This is a genomic window from Rossellomorea marisflavi, assembly GCF_001274775.1.
Taxonomy (GTDB): Bacteria; Bacillota; Bacilli; order Bacillales; family Bacillaceae_B; genus Rossellomorea; species Rossellomorea marisflavi.
Genome location: NZ_LGUE01000010.1, coordinates 37,094 through 54,490, shown reverse-complemented (window position 1 = coordinate 54,490; position 17,397 = coordinate 37,094). Strand labels below are relative to the sequence as shown.

Here is a 17,397-nt window from a genome sequence, read left to right as displayed (position 1 = left end):
GAAGTTAAGCTCTTCAGCGCCGATGGTAGTTGGGGGATCTCCCCCTGTGAGAGTAGGACGTCGCCAGGCAATAGAGAAAAAAGCAGCTCATTTGATGGGTTGCTTTTTTTGTGGTGTTTTTTCGTTGGCAGGGAATGTTGGTGCTGGTGATGTTGGCCGTTTGAAATAGGGTGGCTAGAAAGATGTTGATTAGAGAGATATGTGAAGATCGCAGGTTGAAAGGGTTGGCTAGGAGGACCAGATTACGGTTAGAGTATGGGATGAGGACGGTGAGCAAGGTCAAAGAGACAGAGTTTAAGAGCTTGAATGACATGTGGGAGTATATGATCAGCCAAGTGGGTTGGACAGAGGCGTTATCTGGAGATGAGGCTATGGGGAAGTCGCGCTTATTTGCGACTTTTTTTCATTCCGTACGAAGGGGGCGTGATACCTGCGGATAGGATGCTTTTATCAGTGAAGTTTTTCCAGATAAAGTATTCACTTATGTACCTGACACCATTCGACATTCCTCGCAACATCTTTTTCCCATTTGAAGCACTCAAGGACCCATCGTTCCCTTCCACGCACGAAAATACCTGCGAAATTCAACCATCTACTTGCGACATTTTTGATTTTATTTGTGAAAATCGACTTTTTATTTGCGAAACGGACCACTGGCCATTTTTCTATTTGCGATCCGACCCCTGTATTTGCGCAAGGCCGTGCATACCTGCGACCTTTCAATCGTAGTTTCAAGTTCGTAAGGGATAAAATTATTACGGCTTAAATCCCAAAAAATCCCATAACTTGACGTTCTGTCTGTGTACAATAAATGAGAAAAATGGTAGGAGCTATAAAAAAATAAATTAAAATATCCAATACCTCCCATAACTTGACGCTTTGTCTGTGTACAAAACCCACCGAATATGCTAAAGATGTAAACCTCACCGTAGGATCAAATCAGAAATCCCTCTCCTTCAACCAGTTCATCCCAAAACTTGACGCTCTGTCCCTGTACAAACAAAAAAGATTATGAAACAGCTTTCTCCTCAGAACGCCCAACTTTTTTCAGCCTGTGAACACAGACCAAGCCGGTGATACATAAGATGGAAGTACACCGTGATAATTCAGTTAGTTGAAAAGTTGATAATTGCGTATACAATTCATCGGTTGGTGGCAGAATAGATGTATGGAGGAGGAGAGCCCTATGAGTAATGTGAATGCGAAGGCGGTTGGTGAATGCTGCATTGTTTGCAGTGAGGAAAAGCGGATCGGCATCCATCTGTATACATCGTTTATATGCTATGAGTGCGAGCGTGAAATGGTGGAGACTGAGACGAGTGATCCTCTTTATAAGCTGTTCGTGCAAAGGTTGAAGAAAGTGAATACTTCAGAAATCTATTCATAGCCGATTTGGTTATGATTTTTTTTTGCCCGGGAAGCTCAGGTAGAATAAGCCTGAGCGCAATGGAGCCTGGATATGATACGATAGATGGATAGAGTGTTGGAAGGGTTAGTGGAAGATGAACGTTGATCAATCAAAGATGCCGCTTGTGCAGGCAATCAATAAACATATAAAGAACAATCCGATTTCGTTTCATGTACCGGGTCATAAAAATGGCATCCTTACGGGAGATCCCGCTCATAAAGGGGATATGACGGAACTCACGGGGTTGGATGATCTTCACGATGCCGAGGGGCCGATTGCGGAGGCGCAGGCTTTGCTTTCCAATTTGTATGGGAGCACGTCGAGTCATTTTCTTGTGAATGGTAGTACTTCAGGGAATATGGCTGCCATCCTGGCTACTTGTACGGACGGGGATTATATACTGGTCCAGAGGAATTGTCATAAGTCGGTATGGAATGGAATCAGGCTTGCTGGTGCTGTCCCGGTCCTGCTCGAACCAGAGTGGGAGGAAAAGGGGGAATCGGTTCTTGGTGTCTCGTTAGAAACGGTCAAGGAGGCACTTGAGGCGTTCCCGAATGCAAAGGCCTGTGTGCTGACCTATCCGACCTATTATGGGTTTACCTATTCCATTGAAGGAATCATAGGGGAACTTCATGCGAGGGGGATTCCCTGTATCGTGGATGAAGCGCATGGCGCGCATTTTCAGGCAAGCGATAAGTTTCCCGAGTCGGCACTTGCTCTTGGCGCGGATATCGTCATCCAGTCAGCTCATAAGATGCTGCCGGCCATGACAATGGGTTCTTATTTACATATCAAGGGTCCCCGGGTGGATGAGGGTCGGTTGAAGGAGTATCTCTCCATGCTACAGTCTAGCAGTCCTTCCTATCCCATTATGGCATCCCTCGATTATGCCCGTTCTTATCTTGGGACGATGACACCATCCGAAGTGGACAGGGGGTTGGAGGCTATCTCCGGGTTCATCTCGAAATTGGATAGGCTACATCCGGGACTGGAAGTGGTCAGGGCCGATGATCCCCTTAAAGTTCTTGTCAGGTTTACGGGATGGTCCGGCTACCGCCTTCAGAAAAGGCTGGAGGAAATAGGGGTTTTTGCAGAGCTTGCCGATCCCAGGCAGGTGTTGTTCATTTTTCCACTATTGAAGGAATCCGATGGCTTTCCTTATGGGGAAGCTCTGGAAAGGATCAGGGCCATGCTTGAAGGGGAAGGGGACGGGGTGAAAAGGAAAGAAACGTTCATTCCACCTGCATCCAGCCGATCGTACAGCCTTTTGTCCATGGAGTGGAAGGAAATGAAGGATCGGGATGAAGAGGCCGTGTCTCTTCAATCGGCTGCAGGCCGCATTTCTTCACAGATGATCATCCCGTATCCTCCTGGCATCCCCCTGCTCCTGAAAGGGGAAGCTATCACAGATGATGTGATGGTCCGGTTGAAGGAGTATGTGGACATGGGCGCAGCGATCCAGGGGCGTCACGAATTGAAAGAAAAAAAGATTTATGTGTTCAAGGAATTGGAGGAACAATCATGATGAATGGTAGCTTCATAACGGTTGAAGGGCCTGAAGGGGCCGGGAAGTCGACCGTATTGGCCGTGCTGGCAAAACGATTGGAAGAAGACGGCGTACCCGTTGTCATTACCAGGGAGCCTGGTGGCATCAAGATTGCCGAACAGATACGGGAAGTCATTTTACATACGGAGAATACAGAGATGGATGAGCGAACGGAAGCTTTGCTTTATGCTGCTGCGAGGAGGCAGCATCTCGTTGAGAAGGTGCTGCCGGCACTTCGGGAAGGGAAAGTGGTCCTGTGTGATCGGTTCATCGACAGTTCCCTCGCTTATCAAGGGAAGGGCCGGGGAATCGGGATGGATGCCATCGAGGAGATCAATGCATTTGCCATCGAGGATCATATGCCTGACCTTACCCTTTACTTTGATATCGAGCCAGAGGAAGGGTTGAAGCGGATCAATCAGCATAAAGGGAGAGAGGTCAACCGTCTCGATCTTGAATCGGTCGGATTCCATCATAAGGTACGGGAGGGGTATTTGGAACTTGTGAATAAATATCCAAACCGTATACAAGTGGTCGATGCGAGCCGGAGTGTGACAGCTGTAGCCGATGCGGCGTACGACATCGTGAAGGGCTTTTTACAGAAACGGACAGTGTAAGAAAGCGCCGTTCAGTGCTATAATAGTAGGAAGTATATGGATGATTGAATGAGAGGATGATTCAGATGAAATTGATTATGGCTGTAGTTCAGGATAAGGATAGCAATAAATTATCAAATGCTCTGCGGGATCATAATTTTCGTTCGACAAAATTGGCGAGCACCGGTGGTTTCCTGAAATCGGGAAATACCACATTCATCATCGGAACGGAAGATATCAGGGTGGATAAAGCCCTTCAAGTAATCAAGGATAACTGTCAGTCCAGGGAACAGATGGTGGCCCCTGTCTCACCGATGGGTGGAAACGCCGATTCATACGTTCCCTATCCGATCGAAGTCGAAGTCGGCGGAGCGACGGTCTTTGTCATGCCGGTTGAGCAATTCCATCAGTTCTAAGAAGGGCGTGTAGGGATGAAGATTAATCAGGACCTGCGGATACCCGTCGATAAGTTGCCGAAGGATCAGCGCCAGGCGGGATCGGCGCAAGCCCGCTTTGGTCAGATGGTACAGCAGCATGATCAGAAGCTGCATATGGAGCAGTTGAATCAACTTCTGTCCACCATCGGAAATGCCGGCTCCCGTCTGGGACATAGCCGGTCCTTCCGGGATCTTGCTAAATATAAGACGCTGGTGAAAAAGTTCCTCAAGGAAGCGGTGGACTACGGGGTGGAGCTACAGGAATCCCATACGTGGAATCAGTTCGGCGAAGGCAGGAAGCTGCGCCTCGTCGAAACCATCGACCAGCACCTGATCGATCTTGCCGAGGCGGTGATGGATCAGGAGAGGCCGTCCATTGACATCCTGGATAAAATCGGGGAAATCAAAGGATTGCTCATCAATCTATACAGGTAAGAGAGTGATTAGGAAATGATGATTGAAGAATTACAACCATTCCAGCCCGTCGTTCTTCAAATGCTTCAAAACAGCATCCAGAAGGACCGGGTGGCCCATGCCTATCTGTTTGAAGGAGAAAAGGGAACAAGGAAAAAGGAAATGAGCCTGCTGTTTGCCAAGGCACTCCTGTGTGAGCGGAAAGTGGACGGGCTTGCCTGTGGAGAGTGCTCCAACTGCAAGCGGATCGATAATGGGAACCATCCTGACCTCCATTTACTGGAACCGGATGGCCTTTCCATTAAAAAAGAACAGGTCAAAGCGCTGCAGGAGGAATTCTCCAAAACCGGAGTAGAGTCCAAGAAAAAGGTATACATCATTGTGCATTCGGATAAAATGACTGCCAATGCAGCCAATTCCCTTCTGAAGTTCCTCGAAGAGCCCCTTGCTGATACGACGGCCATCCTCGTCACGGAGAATGTGCACCGCATCCTGCCGACGATCCTGTCAAGATGCCAGGTTGTATCCTTCAAGCCCCTTCCGAAAGAGCAGCTTGTCAAACAGTTGCTGGAAGAAGGAATCGAACCCCAATTCGCATCGTTGGCCGCGAATCTGACCAATCATTATGAGGAAGCTGTAGAATTATGTCGCAATGAGTGGTTTGCACAAGCAAGAATAATAGTGTTAAAATTATATGAAGTCCTTCAGAAAAGTCCCTTCCAAGCGATGGTGAAAGTCCAGGAGGATTTTGTACAGCACTTCAAAGAGAAAGATCAAGTCGATCGCGCACTGGATCTTTTACTTCTGATATATAAAGACTTACTCCATATCCAGCTGGGAAAAGTCGAACAGCTTGTATACCCGGACCAAAAGGAAAACTGGAAATCCAACGCACTTCATGTATCGACGAACCGTCTTTCTACTAATATGACGGCCATACTTGAAGCCAAACGCAAGTTGAACGCCAATATGAATTCGCAGCTGCTGGTAGAACAGCTTATGCTAAAACTGCAGGGGTGATGGTCCTTTGTACGATGTTGTAGGAGTACGCTTTAAAAAAGCGGGGAAAATCTATTATTTCGATCCGGGTCAGCTCGACGTCCATAAGAATTGTTATGTGATCGTGGAGACCGTACGCGGGGTCGAATTCGGTAAAGTAGTTGTTGAACGTAAGTCAGTGGGAGAGAATGACGTTGTGCTTCCCCTTAAAAAAGTCATTCGGATCGCCGATCAAAAAGATCGGTTGATTGTGGACGAGAATAAGTCGTCTGCTGAGGAAGCCTATAATGTCTGCTGTGACAAGATCAATCAGCATCGTCTGGATATGAAGCTGGTTGATGTGGAATATACATTCGACCGCAATAAGGTCATTTTCTACTTCACAGCGGACGGACGCGTGGATTTCCGGGAGCTGGTCAAAGACCTGGCTTCCATCTTCCGTACGCGCATCGAACTTCGTCAGATCGGCGTTCGTGACGAAGCGAAGATGCTCGGTGGGATCGGTCCTTGTGGCCGAATGCTGTGCTGCTCGACGTTCCTGGGTGATTTTGAGCCTGTATCCATCAAGATGGCGAAGGATCAAAATCTATCCCTCAACCCTACGAAGATCTCAGGGTTGTGCGGACGCCTGATGTGCTGCCTTAAGTACGAGAACGATGAATACGAGGCAGCCAAGGAAGAACTTCCGGATATGGGGGCTGTGATCAAGACACCTCATGGAAAAGGCAAAGTGGTTGGTCTTAATATTCTTGAGCGTATCCTTCAAGTGGAGATCAAGGAGGAAGAACGCGTTCTTGAATTCACATTAGATGAAATTATGAATGAGAGTGCCGTATCAGTCCAAGCCACAGAGTAACGGGGTGTAGCATTGTGGATAAGAAAGAATTCTTTGATTCAGTCAGTAATATGGAACAACAAATTGATCATTTACATCGTCAATTGGGTGAGCTCAAGGAGTTCCTGGCTGAGATGGTGGAGGAGAATCATTCTTTGAAGCTTGAGAATGAACATTTACGCCGCAGGCTGGAGCAAACGGAGGCCTCATCCGCAGCGGCTGCCGGAGAAGCGCAAGCGATGGAACGAGCAGGAGAAGGGGAGAAGGCACTGGATATCGGGGAAGGTTACGATAACCTTGCCCGCCTGTATCAGGAAGGCTTCCACATCTGCAATATCCATTTCGGCAGTCCGCGCAAGAATGAAGATTGTCTGTTCTGCCTTTCCTTTTTAAATAAAAAATAGGCAGGAAGAGAACGAAGGACTGATTCCTAACCGGATTGGTCCTTTTTCTTGATGTAAAACAGGAGGAACGCATGCTTGAACTAAAAGATGATGAACGATTGGATTACTTATTGGCAGAAGATATGAGGATCATCCAGAGTCCCTCGGTGTTTTCATTTTCCCTGGATGCCGTCCTCCTTGCCCACTTCACCTACCTTCCGCTCCAAAGGGGGAAGATCGTCGACCTTTGTTCGGGAAACGGGATCATTCCCCTTCTGATGGGAGCGAGGACGAATGTGCCCATCACAGGAGTGGAGATTCAGGAAAGGCTCCATGACATGGCGACGCGGAGCATACGGTACAACAAGCTCGATGATCAGATTGAGATGAAGCTCGGGGACGTGAAAGAGATCGGCGATCTTCTTCATCACTCTCATTATGATGTCGTCACATGCAATCCGCCGTATTTCGATACCCCGGCAGAGGACAAACGGAATGAGAACGAGCACTTTGCGATTGCGAGGCACGAGATCCTCTGTACCCTCGAAGACACGATAGAGGCTGCCGCCTTTGTGTTGAAACAGCGCGGGAAAGCGGCCTTCGTCCATAGACCTGGACGGTTGCTGGATATCCTTTCTCTGATGAGGAAGCATAGACTGGAGCCGAAGAGATTGCGATTCGTCTATCCGAAGGCCGGACGTGAAGCCAATACGATCCTGGTGGAGGGTATCAAGGACGGCAAGCCCGACCTGAAGATCCTGCCGCCGCTATATGTATACGATGAACATGGAGAGTACACCGAAGAAGTGAGGGAGATGCTCCTCGGGAAGGGAGGCAACAAGGATGAACCAACAGAAAAGCTTTGAAGACGGGCAGGCAGGGAGCCTGTACCTCGTTCCGACTCCAATCGGGAATCTGGAAGACATGACGTTCAGGGCGATCAGGATGATGAAGGAAGCGACGGTCATCGCCGCCGAGGATACGCGGAATACGAAGAAGCTCTGTAATTACTTCGAAATCCAGACCCCGATCGTCAGCTACCATGAACATAATAAGGAAGCAAGTGGGCCGAAGCTGATCGAACGGATGAAAGACGGGGAGACCGTAGCCCTTGTAAGCGATGCGGGCATGCCGTCGATCTCGGATCCCGGATATGAGCTTGTACAGCTGGCAATCGAAGAAGGGGTGGCGGTCATTCCGCTTCCGGGTGCCAATGCTGCCCTGACTGCGCTTATCGCCTCCGGACTCGCTCCGCAGCCATTTTACTTCTATGGCTTCCTGCATCGGGGCAAGAAGGATAAGCGGAACGAGCTGGAGGAACTGAAGCAGATCGAAAGTACGTTCATCCTTTATGAATCACCGCACAGGTTAAAGGAAACCCTCAAGGAGCTGCATGCCTCCCTCGGTAACCGTCAAATCGTGGTCTGCCGTGAGCTTACGAAGAAGTTCGAGGAGTTCATCAGGGGCTCTCTTGAAGAAGTGATGGAATGGGCTCAAGACGGAGAAGTACGCGGGGAGTTCTGCCTGCTGATCGAAGGCCGGCCTCCGGGTGAAAAGGTTGCCGAGGAAGAATGGTGGACATCCCTTCCGGTGAAAGAGCATGTCGAGCATTACATGGAGAAGGAGGGTGCTTCTTCAAAAGACGCAATCAAGAAAGTGTCACTGGAGCGATCCCTTCCGAAGCGTGATGTGTATCAAGCGTACCATGTAGAATAACTGGGAATAAGAAAAGGACTGGCCAATGGCCAGTCCTTTTTATAACGACAATTATTTTGTAGTAAGGGCGTTTTGGATTTCTTTAAGAAGGATATCCGCACCTTCGCGGCTAAGGATGAGTTTACCGTCAGCTAGTTTGATGTTGTCATCAGATACTTCACCAGTGATTTGGCAAGTCATGCTTGGTTTGTATTTCTTAAGGATGATTCTTTCGTCATCAACGTAGATCTCAAGAGCGTCTTTCTCAGCAATGCCTAGTGTACGACGCAATTCGATAGGAATAACCACACGACCAAGTTCATCAACTTTTCTTACAATACCTGTAGATTTCATAGTAAATCTCCTCCATTAAATAGAAATGAATGTATATCTCTCTGTAGTTCGTCAATATTCGACAAATTTCTTTTACTGCTATTATCATACCAACGATTTGGTAACACGTCAACAAATTAATCTGTAAAAAATTACGAATTTATGGATATTCAAATGTTGTTATAACAACATTATCGGAACCTTGTAAAAAAATGTATTACCAATTAAACATTATTGTAATAAGTGTAACGAATCAGAATATTGTCGAATTTCATTTGAGGACAGCGATTATTCGACTTATTTCGACACCAATCACCTTTTGTTTCGACATCGTTTGAGGGGATTCCGCTATAGTTGCAGAAACCAGCATTTTTAGGTATATTTTGATGAGATAAGCGGTTAAGATGATAAGAAGAAAATGGAATTACATAACAATTATACCACTGTAGACCTTTCGGCTGGAATGGGCTATTTGTGGGGGTCGTTTTTATCTAGGAAAAAGGTTTTTTAGGAGAGCGGGTCGGTCAAATCCTTGAGAGTTGCTGGATGGTCGATTTGTGACAGAAATGAAAACATTGCTTCAGATGAAGAGGTTCATCGGGCATTAGGATAACGAGGAGGAATTATGGTGGAAGAGAAATTGAATACCTTCTATTTAACAACACCGATTTACTATCCAAGTGGAAATCTACATATTGGACATGCGTATACGACCGTGGCAGGGGATGCCATGGCCCGATACAAACGGATGCGTGGATTCGATGTGATGTATTTGACCGGAACGGATGAGCACGGACAAAAGATCCAGCGCAAAGCGGAAGAAAAGGGAATCACCCCGCAGGCCTATGTGGATGAAATCGTCAGCGGCATCAAGGACCTTTGGGGTAAACTCGACATCTCTTACGACGACTTCATCCGTACGACGGAAACCCGTCATAAGGAAATCGTCGAGAAGATCTTTACCCGCCTGTTGGAACAAGGTGATATCTACCTTGACCAGTACGAAGGCTGGTATTGTACACCGTGTGAATCATTCTTCACGGAAAGACAACTTGTGGACGGGAACTGTCCTGACTGTGGCCGTCCCGTTGAAAAAGTAAAGGAAGAATCCTACTTCTTCAAGATGAGCAAATACGTGGATCGTCTTCTTGCTTATTATGAAGAAAACCCGGAATTCATCCAGCCAGAGTCCAGGAAGAATGAAATGGTCAATAACTTCATCAAGCCGGGCCTCGAAGATCTTGCCGTTTCCCGTACGACCTTTGATTGGGGCGTAAAGGTACCGGGGGATCCGAAACATGTCATTTATGTTTGGATCGATGCTCTTTCGAACTACATCACCGCCCTTGGATATGGAACGGAAAATGATCAGAAGTACCAAAAATACTGGCCTGCAGATGTTCATCTTGTCGGAAAGGAAATCGTCCGTTTCCACACCATCTACTGGCCGATCATGCTTATGGCGCTCGAGCTGCCGCTGCCGAAAAAAGTCTTTGCCCATGGCTGGTTGCTCATGAAGGACGGGAAAATGTCCAAATCGAAAGGGAATGTCGTGGATCCCGTGACACTCATCGATCGTTATGGACTGGACTCCCTCCGCTATTATCTTCTCAGGGAAGTACCGTTCGGTTCAGATGGCGTCTTCACGCCTGAAGGATTCGTGGAGCGCATCAATTTCGACCTTGCCAATGATCTCGGGAACCTGTTGAATCGTACGGTTGCCATGATCAATAAATACTTTGACGGCGTCATCCCGAGCTATGCAGGGCCACGTGGCGAGTACGATAAGCAGCTTGCCGATATGGGCCTTGATACCGTGAAGAAATACGAAGAAGCAATGGAAAACATGGAGTTCTCGGTTGCCCTTTCAAGTCTGTGGCAGTTTGTCAGCCGCACGAACAAATACATTGATGAAACACAGCCTTGGGCCCTTGCCAAGGACGAAGAAAAGCGGGAAGATCTCGGCAGTGTCATGAGTCACCTGGCAGAATCATTGCGACGGGTCGCCGTTCTCTTACAGCCGTTCTTGACGCGTACGCCGAAGAACATCTTTGAACAGCTGAATCTGCATGATGAAGCTCTTCAAACGTGGGCAAGCCTTGAAACATTCGGAGTGATTCCTGCTGGTACAGAAGTGGTGAAGAAAGGGGAGCCGATCTTCCCACGCCTTGACCTAGCTGAAGAAGTGGCCTTCATCAAAGAAAAGATGCAGGGGTCAGCGCCTGCTGCAGAGGAAAAACCATCCGTGGAGGAATCCGACGAAATCGCCATTGATGATTTCATGAAAGTGGACCTCCGTGTTGCTCAGGTGACGGCTGCAGAACCGGTGAAGAAAACCGATAAGCTGCTCAAGATCCAACTGGATCTCGGATATGAAAAACGACAAGTCGTCTCCGGCATTGCCAAATTTTATTCTCCGGAAGACCTGGTCGGTCGGAAGGTGATCTGTGTCACCAATCTGAAACCGGTCAAACTCCGCGGGGAATTGTCACAGGGAATGATTCTTGCCGGAGAGGAAGACGGCATCCTTTCCCTTGCAACCGTCGATCAAACCCTTGCCAATGGAGCGCGGGTGAAATAAGAAAGGAAAGGGGTGTTCCACGTGGAACACCCCTTTCTTCTTTTATTATAGTAAGAAAACGATTTTGAGTTCGGTTTGCATGAATCATTTGTATTGAGAGAAGATAAAGCTATTGCTAATAAAGCAATTCGTTACTTGATTATGTAATGGCGCTTTCCGTTTCCTCTGGAGATCCAATAGACCTATAAACAAATCATTTTGGATTTCCGCTGGCGTTTTATACAATGTGTGAAGGACAAAAAGCAACATAAATTACTAAAAACCAACCAATATAACCATAATATGTAACGCAATTGTTACAATTCTGAGAAGCTTGTCATGATTTTTTATATTAAACTAATCTCACACAAGGAGTGTTTAACATGCTATTTGACACACATGTCCACTTGAATGCAGAGCAATTCGATGAAGATGTAGAGGAGGTCATAGCACGGGCAAAAGAGGCTGGGGTTGAGAACATGGTCGTAGTCGGATTTGACCGGCCGACGATCGAAAGGGCAATGGAGCTTGTTGAAACCTATGATTTTCTTTATGCAAGTGTAGGGTGGCACCCTGTGGATGCCATCGATATGAAGGACGAAGATCTTGATTGGATCGAAGAATGGACAAAGCATCCGAAGGTCGTGGCTTTAGGTGAAATGGGCCTTGATTATCACTGGGATAAATCACCCGAGGATGTGCAAAAGGACGTGTTCAGAAGGCAGATCCGTCTGGCTAAGAAAGTGAAGCTGCCGATCATCATACATAATCGCGAAGCCACACAGGACATCGTTGATATCCTCAAGGAAGAGGGGGCTTCTGAAGTGGGCGGAATCATGCACTGCTTCAGCGGAAGTCCGGAAGTGGCGAAGGAATGTGTGGATATGAATTTCTATATATCATTAGGAGGCCCTGTCACTTTCAAGAATGCGCGCAAGCCGAAGGAAGTGGCAAAGGAGATCCCTCTCGAGAAGCTGTTGGTGGAAACCGATTGTCCGTATCTTGCACCGCATCCCAACAGGGGCAAGCGGAACGAACCGGCCTATGTGAGGCTGGTTGCTGAACAGATTGCCGAGCTGAAAGAAATCTCCATCGAAGAGGTGGAAGCAGCTACAACCCGCAACGCAAAGAAATTATTCAACATTAATTGACAAAAGCTGTTGTCGATTTGGGGGAGAGCTTGTCCGGTAGGGCTACAATAACAAAAAGTTCTACAAAGGAAAGTCCATACATAGGATAACCTTGTCGACAACTCTCCCTTTCCTTTTTTTCTTTCTTTTTGCATAATATGTTTTGTGTTCCCTTGATTTCAACATTTTGCTAGATTAAGAAAAAAGAAGTACAGGTTGACAGTCTTTGGATTACTCTATATAATCACTCCGAGAAAAGGAGGCGTTTTTCATGAATGAGAAAAACATGAAAAGCCTGTTTTCCAAGTCTTTGAGTCGAGGGAAATGGATCGTGACGGTTGCAACGATCGTTACCAGTGCAGCGATCTTCGGAATTCTTTTTTATGAAGGTTCAAAGAAGGCGGTCGCATTGACCCTGGACGGCGAGCAAAAAGAGATAAGAACGCATGCAAATACAATTCAAGATATATTAGAAGAATTAGATGTTTCAAATCGCTCTGAAGACTATTTGTATCCCTCGGGAGATACAAAGGTATCCAATAATATGAAAATAGTATGGGAACCGGCTAAACAGGTAGATGTGACAGTGGGAGATCAGAACAAGAAGGTCTGGACGACTGCTGACACGGTAAAGGATTTACTCTCTGAACAGGATATTGAATTAGGGGAGCACGACGAGATTCAACCGGATGTATCAGAGAAGATTGACGGGAACACGAAGGTAAAGATTGATACCGCATTTGCCCTGTCCCTTGTAGACGGCGGGAAAAAGAAAAAGGTATGGTCTACTTCGACTACGGTCGCTGACTTTTTAAAGCAACAGGGAATCACACTCAAGAAAACAGACCGAGTTGAACCAGAATTAGACACAGTCATTGGGGAAAAAGATGTCGTAAATGTTGTTCGAGTTGAAAAAGTCACCGATGTAGTGGAAGAGGCAACAGATTTTACGGTTGTTTCCAAAAAAGATGCCGATCTTGAAAACGGCCAGGAGAAGGTTGTTCAAGAAGGGAAAAAAGGCAAAAAGGAAAAGAAATTCGAGATCGTGAAGGAGAATGGGAAAGAAGTCTCCAGAAAGCTGATCAGTGAAAAAACGGTCAAAGAAAGCCAGGATAAGATTGTCAGTGTCGGTACGAAGAAACTGGTAGCCCAGGTTTCCCGCGGGAAATCGACGACTGCAGCCAAACCTGTCAGCACCAGCACCAAGGAAGAGCCGAGCGGCGGCAAGGAATTCTATGTGAGCTCTACTGCTTATACGGCTTCTTGTAATGGATGCTCGGGTCATACGGCTTCAGGTATGAACCTGAAAGCAAATCCGAATGCGAAAGTGATCGCCGTTGATCCATCCGTCATTCCTCTGGGCACGAAGGTATATGTAGAGGGATATGGATATGCGGTCGCCGCTGATACAGGCGGTGCCATCAAAGGCAACAAAATCGATGTGTTCTATTCAGATCATGCCGATGCCTATCGCTGGGGCCGGAAAACGGTGAAAGTGAAGATCTTGGATTAAGGCAGGGGAATTCTCCTGCTTTTTTTTCATTTTTATCAGAAGAAGGTATAATGGTCGTTAGGTATTCAATCTATAAGACGGGTGAGACCCGAAAAAAGTTTCAACGACTTTGGAGGAAATATGAAAATTAAAGAAATCATCGTGGTGGAAGGGAAGGATGACACGGTCGCGATCCGTCGCTCCGTGGATGCAGATACCATTGAAACGAATGGATCTGCCGTTTCTCCTGTAACCATTGAAAAAATAAAGCACGCACATGAAAAGCGAGGTGTCATCATCTTCACGGATCCCGATTTCCCCGGGGAGCGGATCCGGAAGATCGTCAGCGATGCCGTACCCGGCTGCAAGCATGCCTTCATCCATAAGAAGGATGCCCTTCCGAAGGCGGGAAGGGGCATCGGCGTGGAGCATGCCAGTCCTGAAGCGATCAGGGAGGCCCTTAAAGAGGCTCAAGTCATTCAAGAAGACCAGGAAGAGCTGATCACACAGGAAGACCTCATCGACGCGGGACTGATCGGCAGCGCGAAATCAAAAGATCGCCGGATCGCCCTTGGTGAGAAGCTGAGAATCGGTTACACTAATGGGAAACAATTGCACAAGCGTCTGCGGATGTTCAATATCCAAAGGGAAGAATTCAAGAAGGCATTAATGGAGATCATTCAGGAGGAAGAGCATGCATAAAGATATAGCGACACCCATACGAACGAAGGAAATCTTGGAGAAGCACGGATTCTCATTCAAAAAGAGTCTAGGACAGAACTTTTTGATCGATCCGAATATCCTCCGTAATATCACCGACCATGCCGGTTTATCCAAAGAGACGGCGGCAATCGAAATCGGGCCCGGGATCGGGGCTTTGACGGAGCATCTTGCCCGGACTTCCGGGAAGGTGGTTGCATTTGAAATCGACCAGCGCCTGATCCCGATTCTTGAAGACACCCTTTCTCCTTATGACAATGTGACGATCGTGAACCAGGATGTGCTGGAAGCGGATGTGGCATCGATCATCGAGACGGAACTCGCTGGATATGAAGATATCATGGTCGTGGCGAACCTCCCGTATTACGTCACGACGCCGATCATCCTGAAGCTGTTGATGGAGCGCCTGCCGATCCGGGGGATCTGCGTGATGCTCCAGAAGGAAGTAGGGGACCGTATATCGGCCCGTCCCGGGACAAAGGCCTATGGCTCCCTCTCCATCGCGATCCAGTACTATACGGAGGCAGAGATGGTCATGACCGTGCCGAAGTCTGTCTTCATGCCGCAGCCGAACGTCGATTCAGCTGTCATCAGATTGACGAAACGGAGCGTGCCTCCCGTCCAGGTACAGGATGAAGACTTCCTTTTCACGGTTTCCCGTGCTTCCTTTGCCCAGCGCAGGAAGACCATCCTGAACAACCTGACAAGTCAGCTTCCACAAGGAAAAGAAAAGAAAGATCTTATCCTGGAGGCCCTGTCGAAAGCAGGCGTCGATCCGACTCGTCGGGGGGAAACCCTTTCCATTGAAGAATTCGGTGTCCTCAGTGACGCCTTACTACCCGATTTTAAAGAATAACGTATGAAGAGACCGGCTTTGTCCGGTCTCTTTTTCTTTTCCTGGGACGCTGACACAGATCAATGGTGGGCTGCATAGGGTAAGTAAAGGAATCTGCAGGATAGACATCGGCAGACCTGAGTCTTGATCGTCTATGGGAGTGACGGATATGAATATCGAAATCAATGATGTCGTCGGCCGGCTATCGTATCAGTGTGATATATTATTCCGCGTGATCGATATCCGTATGGTGAATGGCCAAAAAACGGCGATGCTATACGGGGAAGATTATCGATTGATAGCGGATGCTCCTTTTCACGACCTGAAGAAGATGGATCCGAGGGAACGCGACCGGATCACCAGGGAATTCCGCAACCTCGAGGAGCAATCATTCGACTTGTTCAAGCAGGATATCGAACTCCTCAAACATAAGCAGGAATACAGAGTGACCAATGCCTACAGGGAGGACTATAACTACTTCCAGGTTCCAGGAAAGGTCCTTCACCTCGATGGGGACCCCAGTTACTTACGGAAATGCCTCGATCTGTACGAAAAGATCGGCGTGCCCGTCAAGGGGATACACTGCAGTGAAACCGAGATGCCGAATCGTATCGGTCCTCTGATTGATAAATACAGGCCGAACATCATCGTCCTCACCGGACATGATGCGTACACCAAATCAAAAGGCGGTAAAGGCGAAATCAATGCCTATAGGCACTCCAAGTATTTTGTGGAGGCCGTCAAGGAAGCGAGGAGGAAATCTCCCCACCTTGATCAACTAGTCATCTTTGCAGGGGCCTGCCAGTCCCATTTTGAGTCCCTCATCCATGCCGGGGCCAACTTCGCAAGCTCTCCTTCCAGGGTGAATATCCATGCCCTCGACCCCGTCTATATTGTGTCAAAGATCTGCTTTACGGGTTTCAAGGACTCCGTCAACGTGTGGGATGTGATCCGCAACACGCTCACGGGAGAAAAGGGCCTTGGGGGGATCGAGACCAAAGGGGTGCTCCGGACGGGAATGCCATTTAAGATTACCGACGATCAATGAAGAGACAGTGAGATCTTACAAGGGGATTGTAAGGTCTTTTTGTGTGCTTGTACATCCCGGGATAGCTGAGGAATAAGGGTTTTGGACGAGGTCTACATAATTTTTCAACTTCTGGGGAAAGGTAGGGGTGTAGAAAAAACGTACTTTTTGTTGAATAAAATATGTTGACAGGTATTCATGGTTCTTGTTAAAATAATAAATTTATTTGACTGAAATTACATAATGTGTTATACTTATCTTTAGTGAGGTGGAAGCGAAATGCCAAAAACATTAGCCGACATTAAAAGGTCCCTTGATTCCAATCTGGGGAAACGATTAATGCTCAAAGCAAACGGTGGACGTCGCAAAACGATTGAGCGTTCAGGCGTTCTTGCCGAAACGTATCCTTCAGTGTTCGTGGTTCAGCTCGATCAAGAAGAGAATGCGTTTGAAAGAGTTTCTTACAGCTATGCAGATGTTCTCACTGAGACAGTTCAACTAACATTTTATGATGAAGCAGCAGGAAATATCATCTTTAGCCAGCAGTAGACAACTCGTTTACTGCTTTTTTATTTGTCCAAAAATCCAATTGGTGCAAACTCCCTTCGTATCCGACCGGGTACAGGCACATACTAAGCCCAGGTGGATCTTGAAGGAGGATGACTATGGCTAAACGAAAAGGTGTCATGTCTGATCAATTGAAGGCGGAACTGGCCAAAGATCTTGGTTTTTATGATGTCGTGGAGCGTGAAGGCTGGGGTGGCATTTCTTCAAGGGATGCCGGCAACATGGTGAAGCGGGCAGTAGAACTCGCAAGCCAGCAGCTGACGTCAAGGGATCAGTCGTAGTCTGCCGACTTTTATCATTTACCGAAGGAGCCTTCCTGATCAACGGGGGGCTCCTTTCCTTTAAACGGAGCATCGTGATAAAATTACTTACTGCTTTGATGTAAAACACTCGTTATAATTAGTGTATGATACAATATAG

General features: G+C 47.4%; 19 protein-coding genes. 18 read left to right on the top strand and 1 reads right to left on the bottom strand.

All coding sequences use genetic code 11. The annotated features are described in order from the left end of the window. Nucleotides 1-1,186: 1,186 nt before the first annotated feature. From AF331_RS21635 to rsmI, 10 genes are all read left to right on the top strand, one after another. Nucleotides 1,187-1,387 (top strand): sigma factor G inhibitor Gin, encoded by a 201-nt coding sequence (locus tag AF331_RS21635; RefSeq protein WP_053430012.1) that lies wholly within the window; start codon nucleotides 1,187-1,189, stop codon nucleotides 1,385-1,387. Between the two features lie 115 nt (nucleotides 1,388-1,502). Beyond that, nucleotides 1,503-2,933 (top strand): aminotransferase class I/II-fold pyridoxal phosphate-dependent enzyme, encoded by a 1,431-nt coding sequence (locus AF331_RS21630; protein ID WP_053430011.1) that lies wholly within the window; start codon nucleotides 1,503-1,505, stop codon nucleotides 2,931-2,933. Further along, nucleotides 2,930-3,571 carry a dTMP kinase gene (tmk, locus tag AF331_RS21625; protein ID WP_053430010.1) on the top strand — a complete coding sequence of 214 codons (642 nt, stop codon included), beginning with the start codon at nucleotides 2,930-2,932 and terminating at the stop codon, nucleotides 3,569-3,571. The genes AF331_RS21630 and tmk overlap by 4 nt, the downstream gene beginning before the upstream one ends. Nucleotides 3,572-3,636: 65 nt before the next feature. Then, nucleotides 3,637-3,966 carry a cyclic-di-AMP receptor gene (locus AF331_RS21620; protein ID WP_048007747.1) on the top strand — a complete coding sequence of 110 codons (330 nt, stop codon included), beginning with the start codon at nucleotides 3,637-3,639 and terminating at the stop codon, nucleotides 3,964-3,966. A gap of 15 nt (nucleotides 3,967-3,981) precedes the next feature. Next, nucleotides 3,982-4,422 (top strand): YaaR family protein, encoded by a 441-nt coding sequence (locus AF331_RS21615; RefSeq protein ID WP_053430009.1) that lies wholly within the window; start codon nucleotides 3,982-3,984, stop codon nucleotides 4,420-4,422. A 15-nt stretch (nucleotides 4,423-4,437) separates the two neighbouring features. Continuing rightward, complete coding sequence (gene holB / locus AF331_RS21610) at nucleotides 4,438-5,421, top strand: DNA polymerase III subunit delta' (RefSeq protein WP_053430008.1); 984 nt, start codon at nucleotides 4,438-4,440, stop codon at nucleotides 5,419-5,421. Between the two features lie 7 nt (nucleotides 5,422-5,428). Next, nucleotides 5,429-6,256, top strand: coding sequence for a PSP1 domain-containing protein (locus AF331_RS21605; RefSeq protein ID WP_053430007.1), 828 nt, complete (start codon nucleotides 5,429-5,431; stop codon nucleotides 6,254-6,256). 14 nt (nucleotides 6,257-6,270) lie between these two features. Then, entirely contained in the window at nucleotides 6,271-6,639 is a 369-nt protein-coding gene (yabA, locus tag AF331_RS21600) for a DNA replication initiation control protein YabA (protein WP_053430006.1), read from the top strand. Between the two features lie 71 nt (nucleotides 6,640-6,710). Then, entirely contained in the window at nucleotides 6,711-7,484 is a 774-nt protein-coding gene (locus AF331_RS21595) for a tRNA1(Val) (adenine(37)-N6)-methyltransferase (protein WP_053430005.1), read from the top strand. After that, nucleotides 7,462-8,334 (top strand): 16S rRNA (cytidine(1402)-2'-O)-methyltransferase, encoded by an 873-nt coding sequence (gene rsmI, locus AF331_RS21590; RefSeq protein ID WP_053430004.1) that lies wholly within the window; start codon nucleotides 7,462-7,464, stop codon nucleotides 8,332-8,334. The genes AF331_RS21595 and rsmI overlap by 23 nt, the downstream gene beginning before the upstream one ends. Nucleotides 8,335-8,385: 51 nt before the next feature. Here the strand turns inward: rsmI and AF331_RS21585 are convergent, their stop codons facing one another. Next, on the bottom strand, nucleotides 8,386-8,667 hold the full coding sequence (locus tag AF331_RS21585; protein ID WP_048007712.1) for an AbrB/MazE/SpoVT family DNA-binding domain-containing protein: 282 nt from the start codon (nucleotides 8,665-8,667) through the stop codon (nucleotides 8,386-8,388). A gap of 607 nt (nucleotides 8,668-9,274) precedes the next feature. On the opposite strand from AF331_RS21585, the gene metG reads away from it, so the two are divergent. From metG to AF331_RS21545, 8 genes are all read left to right on the top strand, one after another. Continuing rightward, nucleotides 9,275-11,227 (top strand): methionine--tRNA ligase, encoded by a 1,953-nt coding sequence (gene metG, locus AF331_RS21580; RefSeq protein WP_053430019.1) that lies wholly within the window; start codon nucleotides 9,275-9,277, stop codon nucleotides 11,225-11,227. Nucleotides 11,228-11,589: 362 nt separating this feature from the next. Continuing rightward, nucleotides 11,590-12,357 carry a TatD family hydrolase gene (locus AF331_RS21575; protein ID WP_048007713.1) on the top strand — a complete coding sequence of 256 codons (768 nt, stop codon included), beginning with the start codon at nucleotides 11,590-11,592 and terminating at the stop codon, nucleotides 12,355-12,357. A gap of 250 nt (nucleotides 12,358-12,607) precedes the next feature. Further along, nucleotides 12,608-13,849 carry a G5 and 3D domain-containing protein gene (locus AF331_RS21570; RefSeq protein WP_162838968.1) on the top strand — a complete coding sequence of 414 codons (1,242 nt, stop codon included), beginning with the start codon at nucleotides 12,608-12,610 and terminating at the stop codon, nucleotides 13,847-13,849. Nucleotides 13,850-13,969: 120 nt separating this feature from the next. Beyond that, the gene (rnmV, locus tag AF331_RS21565; protein WP_053430003.1) at nucleotides 13,970-14,530 is read left to right on the top strand and encodes a ribonuclease M5; all 561 of its coding nucleotides are present in this window, start codon (nucleotides 13,970-13,972) and stop codon (nucleotides 14,528-14,530) included. Then, nucleotides 14,523-15,404, top strand: coding sequence for a 16S rRNA (adenine(1518)-N(6)/adenine(1519)-N(6))-dimethyltransferase RsmA (gene rsmA / locus AF331_RS21560; protein WP_053430002.1), 882 nt, complete (start codon nucleotides 14,523-14,525; stop codon nucleotides 15,402-15,404). Before rnmV ends, rsmA begins: the two co-directional genes overlap by 8 nt. 148 nt (nucleotides 15,405-15,552) lie before the next feature. Then, on the top strand, nucleotides 15,553-16,431 hold the full coding sequence (yabG, locus tag AF331_RS21555) for a sporulation peptidase YabG (RefSeq protein ID WP_053430001.1): 879 nt from the start codon (nucleotides 15,553-15,555) through the stop codon (nucleotides 16,429-16,431). A gap of 258 nt (nucleotides 16,432-16,689) precedes the next feature. Beyond that, on the top strand, nucleotides 16,690-16,959 hold the full coding sequence (gene veg, locus AF331_RS21550; RefSeq protein ID WP_048007716.1) for a biofilm formation stimulator Veg: 270 nt from the start codon (nucleotides 16,690-16,692) through the stop codon (nucleotides 16,957-16,959). Nucleotides 16,960-17,075: 116 nt separating this feature from the next. Further along, entirely contained in the window at nucleotides 17,076-17,258 is a 183-nt protein-coding gene (locus AF331_RS21545; RefSeq protein ID WP_053430000.1) for a small, acid-soluble spore protein, alpha/beta type, read from the top strand. The last annotated feature ends 139 nt before the right edge of the window (nucleotides 17,259-17,397 follow it).